At 29.7% G+C, this 13,767-nt stretch carries 15 protein-coding genes and 1 pseudogene; 12 read left to right on the forward strand and 4 right to left on the reverse strand.

What is annotated here, in order from left to right; translation table 11 throughout:
- The first annotated feature begins 293 nt into the window (after positions 1-293).
- The 4 genes and pseudogenes from ltrA (at position 294) to PZA12_RS08010 (ending at position 3,970) form a co-directional block, all read left to right on the forward strand.
- A pseudogene (ltrA, locus tag PZA12_RS07995) lies at positions 294-2,106 on the forward strand (group II intron reverse transcriptase/maturase).
- 401 nt (positions 2,107-2,507) lie between these two features.
- A complete protein-coding gene (locus PZA12_RS08000; protein ID WP_206490844.1) occupies positions 2,508-2,750 on the forward strand; it encodes an AbrB/MazE/SpoVT family DNA-binding domain-containing protein in 243 nt (80 codons plus the stop codon).
- Position 2,751: 1 nt separating this feature from the next.
- Positions 2,752-3,144: a hypothetical protein gene (locus PZA12_RS08005; RefSeq protein WP_206490838.1), complete on the forward strand. Its 393-nt coding sequence runs from the start codon at positions 2,752-2,754 to the stop codon at positions 3,142-3,144.
- Between the two features lie 73 nt (positions 3,145-3,217).
- Entirely contained in the window at positions 3,218-3,970 is a 753-nt protein-coding gene (locus PZA12_RS08010; protein WP_206490836.1) for a phage antirepressor KilAC domain-containing protein, read from the forward strand.
- Positions 3,971-4,055: 85 nt separating this feature from the next.
- On the opposite strand, the gene PZA12_RS08015 is transcribed toward PZA12_RS08010, so the two are convergent.
- Both PZA12_RS08015 and PZA12_RS08020 read right to left on the reverse strand, forming a co-directional pair.
- Positions 4,056-4,274, reverse strand: a complete 219-nt coding sequence (locus PZA12_RS08015) for a DUF2922 domain-containing protein (protein WP_009168791.1) — start codon at positions 4,272-4,274, stop codon at positions 4,056-4,058.
- Between the two features lie 108 nt (positions 4,275-4,382).
- Complete coding sequence (locus PZA12_RS08020) at positions 4,383-4,607, reverse strand: DUF1659 domain-containing protein (RefSeq protein WP_009168792.1); 225 nt, start codon at positions 4,605-4,607, stop codon at positions 4,383-4,385.
- A gap of 135 nt (positions 4,608-4,742) precedes the next feature.
- On the opposite strand from PZA12_RS08020, the gene PZA12_RS08025 reads away from it, so the two are divergent.
- The 8 genes from PZA12_RS08025 to PZA12_RS08060 all read left to right on the forward strand — a co-directional run bounded on the left by PZA12_RS08025 (position 4,743) and on the right by PZA12_RS08060 (position 12,703).
- A complete protein-coding gene (locus tag PZA12_RS08025) occupies positions 4,743-5,441 on the forward strand; it encodes a hypothetical protein (RefSeq protein WP_103699332.1) in 699 nt (232 codons plus the stop codon).
- A 98-nt stretch (positions 5,442-5,539) separates the two neighbouring features.
- The gene (locus tag PZA12_RS08030; RefSeq protein WP_181006051.1) at positions 5,540-5,716 is read left to right on the forward strand and encodes a hypothetical protein; all 177 of its coding nucleotides are present in this window, start codon (positions 5,540-5,542) and stop codon (positions 5,714-5,716) included.
- 373 nt (positions 5,717-6,089) lie between these two features.
- Positions 6,090-7,061 carry a hypothetical protein gene (locus PZA12_RS08035; RefSeq protein ID WP_206490828.1) on the forward strand — a complete coding sequence of 324 codons (972 nt, stop codon included), beginning with the start codon at positions 6,090-6,092 and terminating at the stop codon, positions 7,059-7,061.
- A complete protein-coding gene (locus PZA12_RS08040; RefSeq protein WP_242984904.1) occupies positions 7,058-8,086 on the forward strand; it encodes a hypothetical protein in 1,029 nt (342 codons plus the stop codon). The genes PZA12_RS08035 and PZA12_RS08040 overlap by 4 nt, the downstream gene beginning before the upstream one ends.
- A gap of 493 nt (positions 8,087-8,579) precedes the next feature.
- Positions 8,580-9,653: a hypothetical protein gene (locus PZA12_RS08045; protein ID WP_103699326.1), complete on the forward strand. Its 1,074-nt coding sequence runs from the start codon at positions 8,580-8,582 to the stop codon at positions 9,651-9,653.
- Positions 9,646-9,861, forward strand: coding sequence for a hypothetical protein (locus PZA12_RS08050; protein WP_103699327.1), 216 nt, complete (start codon positions 9,646-9,648; stop codon positions 9,859-9,861). Before PZA12_RS08045 ends, PZA12_RS08050 begins: the two co-directional genes overlap by 8 nt.
- Positions 9,862-10,138: 277 nt before the next feature.
- A complete protein-coding gene (locus tag PZA12_RS08055) occupies positions 10,139-11,161 on the forward strand; it encodes a hypothetical protein (protein ID WP_103699328.1) in 1,023 nt (340 codons plus the stop codon).
- 651 nt (positions 11,162-11,812) lie between these two features.
- Positions 11,813-12,703 carry a hypothetical protein gene (locus PZA12_RS08060; RefSeq protein ID WP_103699329.1) on the forward strand — a complete coding sequence of 297 codons (891 nt, stop codon included), beginning with the start codon at positions 11,813-11,815 and terminating at the stop codon, positions 12,701-12,703.
- 241 nt (positions 12,704-12,944) lie between these two features.
- Here the strand turns inward: PZA12_RS08060 and PZA12_RS08065 are convergent, their stop codons facing one another.
- Positions 12,945-13,145 carry a YvrJ family protein gene (locus PZA12_RS08065; protein ID WP_103699330.1) on the reverse strand — a complete coding sequence of 67 codons (201 nt, stop codon included), beginning with the start codon at positions 13,143-13,145 and terminating at the stop codon, positions 12,945-12,947.
- A gap of 94 nt (positions 13,146-13,239) precedes the next feature.
- Positions 13,240-13,734, reverse strand: coding sequence for a hypothetical protein (locus PZA12_RS08070; protein ID WP_103699331.1), 495 nt, complete (start codon positions 13,732-13,734; stop codon positions 13,240-13,242).
- Positions 13,735-13,767 lie beyond the last annotated feature (33 nt).

Consider the following 13,767-nt stretch of genomic DNA (forward strand, 5'->3'; position numbering starts at 1 on the left):
AACTGATGACCTACGGATATCTGTAAAGATAGTAATAACGGAACAAGGAAAGCTTAGAATATGGAGGTTTTACTGCCAATGAAGTATTGATAAGGAAAACAGTAAAGTATAACTTATCTTAATCTAAGCGAGAGTGGTGGCATGAAGCAAGGAACATTTTTGTAATGGAAACGGAGCGATAGCCACTAGACAATTGTTATTTGATAATTAAATACTGAATGATTTCAAGGTTCGAGTAAGACTAAGAGATATGAAGCTGAATTTGTATTTATACAAAGGAGGAAGCAATAGACTTGGGGGAAAGCTTTAAATTAGAGAAAAGACAATCACTAAGAAATAATGAATATTACACAATGCAAAGTATATTTGATAAATTATACGGAAAATCAACTGAAGGATTTATTTAATAATCTAATGCAATATGTAACTTCAAGGAATAACATTTTATTAGCATACAGAAATATTAAGAATAATAAAGGTTCTACAACTTGTGGAACTGATAAACTTGATATAAGTTTTTTCAAAGATATGACAACAGAGAAATTTGTTAAGCGTATTCAAAATAAATTAGCTAACTATACTCCGGAAAGTGTAAGAAGAGTTGAAATTCCTAAGCCAAATGGTAAAACTAGACCGCTAGGAATTCCTTGTATTGAAGATAGAATAATTCAACAATGTATTAAACAAATTTTAGAACCAATATGTGAAGCTAAATTTTATAAACATAGTTACGGTTTCAGACCGAATAGGTCAACTGAACATGCCATTGCGAGAAGCATGCATTTGATGAATAATGCTCATCTACATTATGTAGTGGACATAGATATCAAAGGTTTCTTTGATAATGTTAGTCACAGCAAACTTAAAAAACAAATATGGAATTTAGGCATTCAAGATAAAAACTTGATTAGTATAATTGGGAAGATATTAAAATCAGAAATACAAGGCATTGGAATACCTAATAAGGGAACTCCTCAAGGAGGGATAATTAGTCCTTTATTATCCAATATTGCTCTTAATGAATTGGATTGGTGGATAAGTTCCCAATGGGAAACATTTAAAACAAATTATAAATATAGTGCTAAATCACACAAATATAGAGCAATTAAAAAAGGTGATTTAAAAGAAATATGGTTAGTAAGATATGCGGATGATTTTAAAATATTCTGTAGAGATTATAAAACTGCATTTAAAATATTTAGAGCAACAAAGATGTGGCTAAAAGAAAGATTAGACCTAGATATAAGTACAGAAAAATCAAAAGTAACCAATCTTAGAAAAAATTACACTGAATATTTAGGTTTCAAATTAATGGTTAAACCCAAACATAATAAATATGTATGCCAAAGCAGAATGTGTAATAAAGCTAAAAAGATTACTATAAACAAGCTTAAAAATCAAATAAAAGAAATTCAAAAGCATGGGAATAGTAAGGAAGTATTAAAGTTAAATTCAATGATATTAGGGATGCATAATTATTATAAGTGTGCAACAAAGATAACATATGATTTCAGAGAAATAAATTTCTTAGTTACAAAAACCTTAGAAATACGCTTAAAGCCATGGATATCAAATAAACCGCAATTTACCGAAACATATAAACGCTTATATGGAAATTACAAAGGTAAGATAAGAACAATTAATGGTATTACCATGTTTCCTATTTATGGTTGCAAAACAAGCAATGCAATGCATTTACATCGAGATATATGTAATTATACAAAACCTGGCAGAAATAAAATCCATCAAAATCTTAGGGGGTACAAACATCTAATTGATTACCTACTAAGAACAGCAAATGATGATAATACTGCTGAACTTAATGATAATAGAATATCTTTAATTGCTGGGCAACAAGGTAAATGTTATGTAACAGGATTGGATTTAGAAATAGGCAATATGGAATGTCACCACAAAAAACAGAAATGTGATGGTGGTACTGATGAATATAAAAATTTAGTTTGGATATGTGGCGAAGCCCATAAGATTGTACATTGTACTAAATTAGATACCATTAAAAATTATCTAGGTTTGTTGACCCTTGATAAACAAGGGATGAATCGTGTTAATTCTTTAAGAAAGTTAGTAGGAAATTCAGTTATTTAATTAAATATAATAAATTGTTGGAACGCCGTATGAGCTCGAAAGACTCACGTACGGTGTGAAGCAGGGGAAAAGATGGAGACTACATCAAAATCTTACCTATTGCTATTGTCAAAAGATTATGTGGTAGAAATTGAGAAGGATATTAGGAATAATTATAGACTTAAGTAAGAGCGCAAAAAGTGAGAGTCCAAATTTTATATTTGGTTACTCGAACTTTCTCTGTGAGCTTTCATATTTGGCTGCTCGCACTTACTCCTATGAACGAATGTGAGTAGGAGTTTCCTTGATTGTGCCTAAGCTAGGTTATGAAAATATGATTTTAGAAAAGAAAATAGAGATATTAGAAGAAAAGATAAGAGTAATTCAATGCAAGAAATAATTTATATGAGGAGAATGTAAAAATGAAATCATCAGGAATAGTAAGAAATCTTGATAATTTGGGAAGGGTTGTAATACCAAAGGAAATAAGAAAAGTGTTAGGTATTAATGAAGGAGATCCAATCGAAATAGCTAAGGTTAACAATGATATAGTTTTAAGGAAATATAGTAAAGGATGCATCTTTTGTGGAAGTGATAAAGATATAAGTGAATTTAATAATGTGCTTGTTTGTAGTGGCTGCAGAAAGACTTTAGGACAGAATTAGAATGAACAGACCGAAAGATTTACCAAATCGTCTGGAATGTGCATATTGTAAAAGGAATTATAAACATGGTGGGGAATGCCAAGGAAAAAGTATTAACAGAAATGAAGATGGATGTCTTTATTTTAGTATGAATGAAAAAGGTTGTATAAGAAATTTAGATCAAAGTATACCTTTTAATCTATATAGTGATATTCCACCAGTTGGTATGTGGAGAGATGGATGGGCTATATATAATCAAGATACTCAGATCAGAATAAATAAGATATATGCTTTAGGCTGGAATGAAAGAAAAGGTTTGTTGTATGTTAAATGTAACTTTGATTATTTTATTAATGAGTTTAGTGAGAATTATAAAAAAGAAGCTAATAAGCCAAACCTAAAGGTCATTAAATAAGTTAATATGAAATGAATATTTTATATTATAGAAGTATTAAAAAGATAAAATTCTGAGAAAAGGAGATAAACAAATGGATAGTTTACGAATTTTTAAAGATGAACGCTTTGGAGAAATAAGATGGTTAAAAATTAATAATAAAGATTATGCTGTTGGAATTGATATAGCAAAAGCTTTAGGGTATAAAAATCCAAGAGCTGCACTTTTAAGACATTGTAGGGGTGTCGTGAAACACGACATAGGGGTAGTAACAGGAAAAAGGAAAGATGGAACGGATGCTATCCAAAATGTAGAAATGAGTGTAATTCCGGAAGGGGATGTATACCGCCTAACTGCAAAATCCGAATTGCCAGGTGCAGAGAAATTTGAAGCATGGATCTTTGATGAGGTATTGCCTAGCATACGAAAAACAGGAATGTATGCTACAGATGAATTATTAGATAATCCCGATTTACTTATTGCTGCAGCGACTAAGTTAAAAGAAGAGAGAAAAGCAAGGCTGGAAGCCGAAAATAAGGTAAAGCTATTAGAGCCTAAAGGACAATTTTATGATGATGTCGCAGGCTCTAAAGATGCAATTGAAATGGGACATGTTGCAAAAGTTCTTGGCATTAAAAGAATGGGAAGAAATAGGCTGTTTTCTTTACTTAGAGATAAAAAAGTTTTGGATAAAAATAATATTCCATATCAACATTATGTTGACTTAGGGTACTTCAGAGTGTTGGAGCAAAAATATTCAGTGCCTAGTGGAGAGACTAAAATCAATATAAAAACAATGGTATTTCAAAAGGGTATAGATTTTATATTGAGAAAAATTAGAGAATAATAAGTTATATATCTTATGAGGATGGTATATGAAAAAATGGAGTTTTATCCTTGCAACAGGACAAAACTCCATTTTTATTAAAAGACTAAGCTACATCAAATTTAGTAACTTGTCTTTGAGTAACTTGAGCACCAGATTTCTTAACTAAATCACCAGAATTAGTTTTGAAAACATTCTTAGCAATCACAGTATCCATAAGTGCGTTAACCTCATCTTTTGTAAGAGTAGGTTTAACTCCAGAAACACTTAAAGTACTTTTTTCGCCAGCCACAGTTAAAAAAGTCATAGATAAAGAATATTCCATTTAATTCACCACCTTTCTGTTTAGATAAGAGTTAAGGAAAGGAAACTCCTACTCCTAGCGTCGTAGGAGTAAGCGATTCGCACAAAGGACAAGCTTTTGGCTCTCTGCTTAAGCATTTGCTAAACTAGAAGATTCATTGATAAAGTAATCTCTAGTGTTAGCTTCCATAACACCTTTAATTGCATCTGCAACAGCATATACATTATCAGGTGTAGCATCTGTTTTTATACCTGAGAAAGTTTTCTTGGTATAAATTGGGTCTCCTGCTTTGTCTAAAGCTTTTTGAACCTCGATACTAAGAGAAACTGAGTCGATAGTTTTAGTTACAGCCATAGTTTTAACCTCCTTCATTTTGTTTTCATAAAGGATATATGTCTAAATTTTTCGTATTACATAAATAGATGAAAATTATTTGTTTTTTTATGAACAAAAGAACAAAAACAGATTAAAGATATTGAAAGGATGAATATGAAAAGTGAATGTTACATCGAAGGACAAATTAGTATATTTGATTTGCCTGCTATAGAAGTTATAGAACCCAAGAAAATTATTATTAAAGAAGAAACTAAAGGAGTGGATAAGTTTTATGCAATCACTAGATTATATTCACAAAGTTGTAGCAGAATAGTTAAGATACTGAGTGGCGCATTGTTAGTTGAATTAGACGATAAAACTTTGTATTTTAATGCAAGTGGCATAAATGAGTTTTGTCTACCTAAAGATGTGGGAATTATGCCTGGAGAAGAAATACTTATTGTGAATAGTGATAAGAAAATAAATGAAACACAAAAACAAAAGTTAGAAGATCTTAAGCCTAAGAAATATATCAAAAGAAAAGGTGATGCTAATTTAATAATACCTGGAGAAAAAACTATAGTGATAAATCCAAAAGGATGGATATTGGAATATATACAGAAACCTAAATTCAAAGAAAACGAAATTTTTGAAACAGAAAATCATTCTATAAATAAAGTTATCGAAGAAAATATAAGAGAATCAGATATAGATTATAAAGTTGGAAATAAAGTTTACATTGAGTATCATGGAATCAAATCAATAGGAAAAATAGTTAGAATATATAATAATGGAGAAACCTTAAATGTAGTTTGGCATGGTAAAGGTAAACAAACTGCTTTTTATTATAAGAATGTTGAATTAGTAGAATAAAAGCTATAAGCAGGTTAGAAAATCTTTATATATGATTATAAAATTGCAAATAAGGCAAGTATTAAAATAAAAAGATTTTGGAGGCAGTTAGGGCTTATATGATAAATGATTTATATAATTTAACATTAGTCTTATTACGTGGATGTATAGTTACTGTGGTAGTCACAGCAGTATATATAGTGGGAATAATAAAGTACACAAAAAAGTATAGAGTTCCTGCTGTAGAAGTAGAGAATATAAAAATTAATAATATGACTAGCAAAGAAAATATTTAGGTGATTTAAAATGTAGCAGCATAAATAATTGTTGCTACATTTATTTTTTTGTATAAGTAGATAATTATTCCATACGTGAAAAAATTGGATTATAATGGATTATATAGTCTAACAAATATTGAGAAAATTTTATTCTGTTTATAATGGGAACTGTGCGCCTTGTTTCTGAGCAATCAGTATAGAAATATATAATAAAATGAGACTACTAGTGAAGATTTTTTTAGTAGAACTAATCATTTTTATTGAGCTTAACAAATGGGCTGGCAGAAACTTGATGTGTGGCTCTTTGGATTATGCTCATCCAATAAATTTACTGAGAGAAGAATTGAAGCACATAGATTAATTGGGTTTTATAAAGTGAGGTGGTATGCAGATGTTTGATAAAGATATTCAAAATGATGATTTGACGGCATTAAGAGAAGGGTTTAAGGAGTTTTTAAATACGAATCACAAGCAGTTATCTTATAAAGATATAATTTGCAGTGAAGCCTTTTATATTTTTAGGTATGATTTTGGAATAGAGCCAATGGAAGTGCTATCTAGTGAGGATGGAATCGAAAGATATAGAATAAAGCTGATGGAACACTTCTCAGATAAAGGAAGGAAAAACCCTAAGTCAGATTCTTATACATATTGCCGTAATATCAAATTATTAAAAGAATATGTTACTGGAGATACTGTAAGTTTAAGCACTGGAAAAGAGGAAAAGAAAGTAGATATAAGGATACCGAGAAAAAACAGAAATAGAGGAGATATTCCAAGTCCTAATGAGAATGAAGTAACAAGGTATCTTGAACTATGGGATACCCTTGAAAATTATAAATTTCAAGAAGAGGCATTAGATAAATTGTTCTTTGTAACATATCCTTCGAATACTTTAATGGAAGATGTGCTTGTAAAGGTATCTACACTAAATGATTTTTATAGCACAAATATTTTTGCAGCATATAAGGTGGCCAAACACATTATATCCTTAGATATTGATGAGCGATTAAATAATAGTGATATAACTCTTGTAAATGATATCTCAAAGATTGAAATGGATAATGGGAATATTAAAAACTTCTATTCATTTGCTTCAAAATATTGTAGTCACCATAAGCCTCTTGATTTCCCTATTTACGATAGTTTTGTTAATACTTTGCTTAAGTATTTTAGAGATACAGATAGTTTTTATGAATTCAAAAATGAGGATTTAAAGGACTATGTAAAATTTAAAAATATATTGATTGAATTTCAAAAATATTATGGTTTGGAGCAATTTAACCTAAAGGAAATAGATAAATATTTATGGTTGCTCGGAAAAGAAAAGTTTCCGAAGAATTATGGAAAGGTGAGATTATGAAAATTGAAATGGGAGAATCCCTTATATTATCTTGGCTTAAACACATTAAGAATTGTCAGTTGGTACAATTGAACTGGACAGTTTCGCCTAAATGGTACTTTGAAAACAAGGATATTATTGCAGAATTGATGAATAAAACTAATGACTTGTTTTCAACAAAGTATGGTTATGATGTATTTAAAAACAATTCTCTTGAACAGTTGATTTCTCAAAGTGAAGCAGATGCAGTAGGAATATCATTTGATGAAAATGGTGCTCATATTTATGCTGTAGATATTGCTTTTCACGAAAGTGGACTTAACTATGGATCAAGAGAAGAAACAGTTTCACGTGTTGTAAAAAAATGTATCAGAACAGCAATGTGTATTTTAGGGTGTTTTAATATTCCTTATTGTGATATTGTTTTTGCTTCACCCAAAATAACCCCTGCTGTTTGTAATGATCTTATGGCTACAGTAGATGATATTAATGGTGTATTGAAAAACATGGGCCTTGAATATGATGTACATATTTTGGCGAATGAAAGCTTTAATAACGAAATATTATTGCCAGTGACACAAGTTGCTAATAATGTTTCGGATACTTCAGAACTATTTATGCGTGGATTACAATTATTTAATCTGTTTGATAAAAGACAAGTTAAATCTATTTCAATGCCCAAAGAGCCTAAAATAAGACAAGAAAAAATAGCGCAAAGTGCTGATGATATTATTTCAGGATATGAAAATCTAAAGGTGGCTGAAATTGCAAGAACTGCTTTACCACCAATTTTAGAAAGTGGACGAATTCCAGCAGAAATTATTGTTTTAATGCAAACCAAAGAGTATTCAAAAGAAAACTTTGATTTGCAATATCCACTACTAGCAAAAAAATCACAGTATAATACTCGTCCAGTTAGATATATGGCAAAGCCGATTTTAAATATTTTTGGAGAAGAATACTATCTTTGCTCTGAGTGGTTTGAAAAACCTGGAGCAAATAATGATAGACCATATTTGCTTAGATGGATTAAAGACAATAAATAATGAATGGAAATTTAGTATAGAAATAAATTACTAAACTCCTGGTTACTCTAATATCAGCATTTGTTTGGAATTTGGGAAAAGAGGCTGCTCTTTACAATTGATAGAAAACAGCAGTTTAGTATTGAAAAGCTAATTGTTAATGAAATATTAAATTTATTTTCTCAGTACTGTAAAAGTGAGCAACTACTTTGTTATGCAACCGATATAGGCATATGGGAAATGGAAATTACAGATATAGAGAATAAAAAATATGTTTTTAAAGGTTCACTTTGTGGTGGAATATCTGTTGGAGATACGGATTTCATAAATTATATAAGAAAACACATCCACATTGATGGCTTATTTGTGTTTAGTAGCTAATTTCATAGTAAGATGTAGCATGTCATGAAATACTGGCGGTTTATTCTGAAAACTGGAATGAGTTACTCGCCTTCATTGGATAAACCACCAAGAAAAAAATATAGATTAAGATGACGAAGTAAAGGAGTTTAAAATGGACGAGCAACAATTTCTTATTATAAAGGATTCGTCTAACATAGATGTGTTAGATGAAAACTTGTACTGCTATGACAGTTCTGTATTTGCATTAACGCCAGCAATACAAAACAGAACTTCGGAGAGTTTGCTTAGAAAAGTCAAGCAATTTATCGATTCTGTTCCTGCGGCGCAAAAATCCATAGATTATGTGCAAAATAAAACTGAATACATTCCAAGGTTTGACTTAATTTCAGAAGAAATTAAGCAGGCATTGCAAAACGGAACAGCTGAAATAATCCCATGCAAAGATTCTACTGATACTTTCTTTCTTCAAATTAGGACTACAGTCAAAGGTCTTATGATAGGCGGAAAAGAGTATGGTAAGAGCAAGAAAATTAAGGATATCCCTTTAGGCACTAAAACTATTCCAACTGATATTGCTGGAGCGATGCAATGCCTATCTATGCAAAACCAGTTAAACCAAATTGCTAATGGACTTAAGGAAATTTCAGAAGCTTGTGAATTTAATTTTGGCAGAATAATTCAAGGGCAACGCGATGACCGTCTCGCGAAACTATTAAGTAGCAGAAGTTGTTTCATTCAGGCACTTGCAATGTCAGATGAATCTCTACAACGGCAAATGCTAATACAAGCTGTTCGTGATACCAATTCTGCTCGTGCTGAACTTGCGTTTCAAATTAAATCCGATATCTCTTTGCTCGGCAGTGATAAAACACCTAAAGCCAAAGATATGGAAAAGATGGTCTGTGACATAAATACCGCCATAGTTGCAATGAATAATGCCGTTCAAATCTCCTTGTATTCGTATCAGGTTCTTGGCGAGCGTAATGCACAACTTGCGGTAGTTAAAGAACACGAGACTTTTATAAAGCAGGTATTGCTTAAAGAAATCAAATACAAGGGAAATAAACATCGTGCTTGGAAGTTAATTTGCTCCTCTGGAAATAGTGGGTTAACTCCTCAAGATTTCAGTTTACTTCCCACTAAATTACTTGTTAGCTGTAGTGCTTTTATTGAAAATAAAAATAAAAATTCAGAAAATTACTTGGAGGGCAAATCTAATGACTAACGAAAAATCTAAACAATGCAAAAGCAAGGGGTGTTATAATCCTGTGCTCGACGGAAAGTATTGCGCGCGTTGCAAGCAAAAAAGAAAAGAAAAAAGAGATAAGATTTTGGCAGGAGCAGGAGGTGCCGTTGTTTTGGGGTGTGGTGTAGCAATAAAAAAAGGGCCTAAGATTGCAGCAAAAGTTATAAAAGTAATTTTGAAGAAATAACGATAAGGCTTGGAAACAACTATGCTCTGATTATCAGAAGCCAAGAAGAAAATGGTGAGCAGATTTGTTATTAGTGATATTGAGATTACTTGAGTTGATGCGAGATTATTTAAATGTTAGAGAATAATCAAAGAAGTTAATGTTTTTTCTACAAATTAGGTTTTAAATAAAGCTATAGTTTAACATAGATAAATAATATAATTCTAAATTAAAATTTAGAATTATATTATAGAGTTTATAACTAAACAGAACTAGATTAGTGATTGGAGAAGAATTTATGGGATTAAAAAATATGTTAAAAAATCCAGAACTAAAAAGTATTATAAAACCAATTTTACCTACTAAATTTACATTTACTACAAATTTAGGTTGGGATGTCGAGGCATTTTCTAAATACTATAAGCTACTTGCACCTAATGAATTGACTAATAAAAGTGATGCTAGATTAGTTGGTATAGCATTTGATTATATGGCGAGATTTATTATTGCTAATTATATTGAAAATGATAAAGAGAGTGTTTTACAAGATATGGTATGCGAAAAAGCTTTTTGTTTATTGAAAAATGTATTAAAAGATGAACTATTTATTAGACAAAAAGAAATATATGAAAATAAAATAAAGAATATAGAAAATTATATATTTAATTGTTCTGTTGATGATTATTATACTATTATTTTAGATGTATTAACACTTGCTAGGTTAGAACAGATATATAGAACAGGAATAACAAATATTATATCTATTAGTAAAGATGCTCGTGTAAAAAATTTAGAGCTGGAAAAAGATTTAAAAAAGAATTGTGAAATTTTTAAAAAGGTTTTTATTGACTTTGGAATTGTAAGGAAAAACAGCGTTGTTGTATTTAATCCACATTTTGGAGTTTGGTCTTATAAATGCTTTGGTGCAGATGCAGACATATTTATCGATGGTGTACTTTATGATTTTAAGTGTGTTAGTAAAAATAACTATAAAATTGATGATATAGCGCAAATATGTGGTTACTATTTAATCCATAGGCTAACTCAGATGAAAGACAATACAGAGGAAATTGAAGATGAAGTCAAGGTATCAGCACCATTAAAAAATATTAGTATTAAAGGTATTGCATTATATAAATCTAGATTTGGAGCTATTGAAAAATTTGATGTAAATAAATTTGATAAAGAAGAGCTTGATTTAGTATTAGAAAAAGTAAGAAAATTTATAAATAAATACTATGATTATAATAGAAATATAAATCTTAATGATTTATGGCAAGAATATTTAAAAAGTAAAACTGATGAAAGTTTAAGTAATTAATGATTAATTTGTAAATATAGATTTATAAGTTAATCATATATTTTTTAAAAGAAAATATATTGGTTAGATTAATAAAGAAGGTAAAAATTATGTTTGAAAATATAGAAATAAAAAAATATTTATTATCCATATAATTTAGAAATAAATCAGAATAATTATTGTGTTTATACTTTCTATTACGGATATTCTAAAGTAAAGTGTAGATATTGAATTAAAGTTAAAGGAAGTAATAGACAAGCTTAAATTATTACATCTTTTATCTTGCGAAAAATATGTTAATATATCATAAATTAAAGTTACGTGGTAGCAGAAAACATTAAAGTCCGAGCAAGGCGAGCGTTAATTAAAAGATATTACTACTTCAAGCTGAAGATATAATCTGTGAATATGGAACGTTATATTTTAAAATTCTAGAAATCGTGCGTGTACTATTGCTTAAATAGTATTAATATTGTCCTTTTTATAAAATAAATTGCTGTAGCTGAATAGTTACTAAAAAATAATGATATAAAGAATTTTGTAGAAAAGGGAATAAACGCTAATCTTGATTATCGGTACCATAGTGTAGTTGAAATGCAAGTGGCTTTTGAAAAAGCGTTCCCAAAGCATTTAGATTAAAGAATATGATGATTTTTAGAAGGTGAGGGTACAATGAAGAATAAAAAGAAGATTGTAAATACAATGCTTAAAATAATAATTGTGTACACAGTGGTTGGAGTTATACTTCCATTTTTATTTAAATATGCAGTTTTCGAGAGTGCAGCTTTTTCTAATTTGTCTAATAATGAATGGGCTGGCTTTTTAGGAAGCTATGTTGGTGGTATTCTAGGAGGTTTGGGAACTCTGATATCCGTATTTGTAACAGTGAAAGAGAGTCGTGATATACAGGCAGAAAATAAGTCAGATACAGATAAGAAAATTTTGAAGGATAAAGATGAAAGGGAGAAAGAGAGAAAAGAGGAAAAAGAATTAGAGGAACAAAAAGAAAGAAAACAATTTGCCGATGATATATCTGTTTATGTTGGTAAGTATATCACTCATATTTCAAAATACTATTATGCAGCAAGACGGGCTGAAGATTTAGACTCTGCCTATAGAGATGCCAATGACAAGTTGAAGAAAATTGAAAATAAACTTGTTAATTTGAATAAAGAAATAGATAAAGTTGGGATTGATTCTGACGAATTTATTCAGTTGGAAAGCAAACGAGAGCGTTTGTGTGATAGTAAGGGCATTGCTGAAAGGGAGTATAGTGAAAGGATAAAAGAGAAGGAAAGAAATTCAAGGGATGGAGATCGTTTAGAAGCAAATGAGTGTTATTTCATTTTAAGAACAAAGTTATATAATATTGCGGAAGCAAACGAATTTTTAAAACAGCTGGATGTATTGCATAAAGATATATTTAAACATTTGAATCAAATAGGCATGAACGAAGACTGGCTTCAAATCAACAGCAATTTGCTTATAAAAAAATATTATGTTTTCAAAACAAAATATACTATAGAATCAACAAATAATATCCCTATACCTTTAATGATTTAATAGTTTAAATTTTGTGAAATCAATAATGTATATTAAAGTGTTTAATTTATCTTTTTTATAAATTAAAACAATACAGGGCTAATTCAAATTGTATTAACATTTAATTATCAATGAATTTAAATAGCAATATAGAAATGTAATTTATATAAATTAATATTTTATATATCTAAAATTAAAAAGTAGAAAATGTTAATAAGTTTGAAGGCGATAAACATTAAAAATTAATGCTATCGCCTTTTTCTCAAGCTATCTTATGCGAATCATCATTAGAACTATCGGTATCAATAGCTACTCCAAGTTTAGCTGATATTATAGTATTTAACTTATTAATTGATGTTGATAAGTTAGCAATTTGTTTTTCTAAGCGTATTAGCAAATATGCGGCTACAGCTATAGCAAAACCATTGGTAGTTATAAGATTAATTAAATCAGTTACCTGCATATATATCCACCTCCTCTTAATGGATATATGAATGTACATAAGCAATTCTATTGAAGTTACTAAAATTTATTATTAATAATAGGTACAAAATGAATCATTGATTTCCACCTTCATTTACTATGTAATTATAATAGTGAGCAATAGCTAAATCTACTATTGTACTTACATAAGTATTTAAATCAGGATGTATGCTCTTAAGTTCGTTGATTTTCCTAACAGTAGAAGCTCTAAGCATATATGTCCTTTTAGTATCTAGGAATTCACCATCAATAGGTGGAGCCATACCATTTGCTACAGAAGCTTTTCTATTATCTGTAAGGATATTATTATTAAATGCAATGGTGCCATTTTTGGATGTAGCTTTGTTATTAGATGAAATATTGGGAGTAGTATTATTGGATTCAAGACAGGAATCATTATTAGCATTAGTTACAGTAATATTTTCTGCCTCTATATCATCATCATCAAATGAAAAAGATGAAATACACTGACCAAGTGCAATTGGTTCAGACGTAAAGCTTATCATTTCTTCATTTTCATTAGGAGCAAAATCATTTTTAGGTGGTTCATTTTGTTTTCTTTTGGCCATAAGCGTTCTCCTTTACATAGTAGTCTTACTTAG

It is taken from the genome of Clostridium beijerinckii (assembly GCF_036699995.1).
In the GTDB taxonomy this organism is placed as follows: Bacteria; Bacillota; Clostridia; order Clostridiales; family Clostridiaceae; genus Clostridium; species Clostridium helianthi.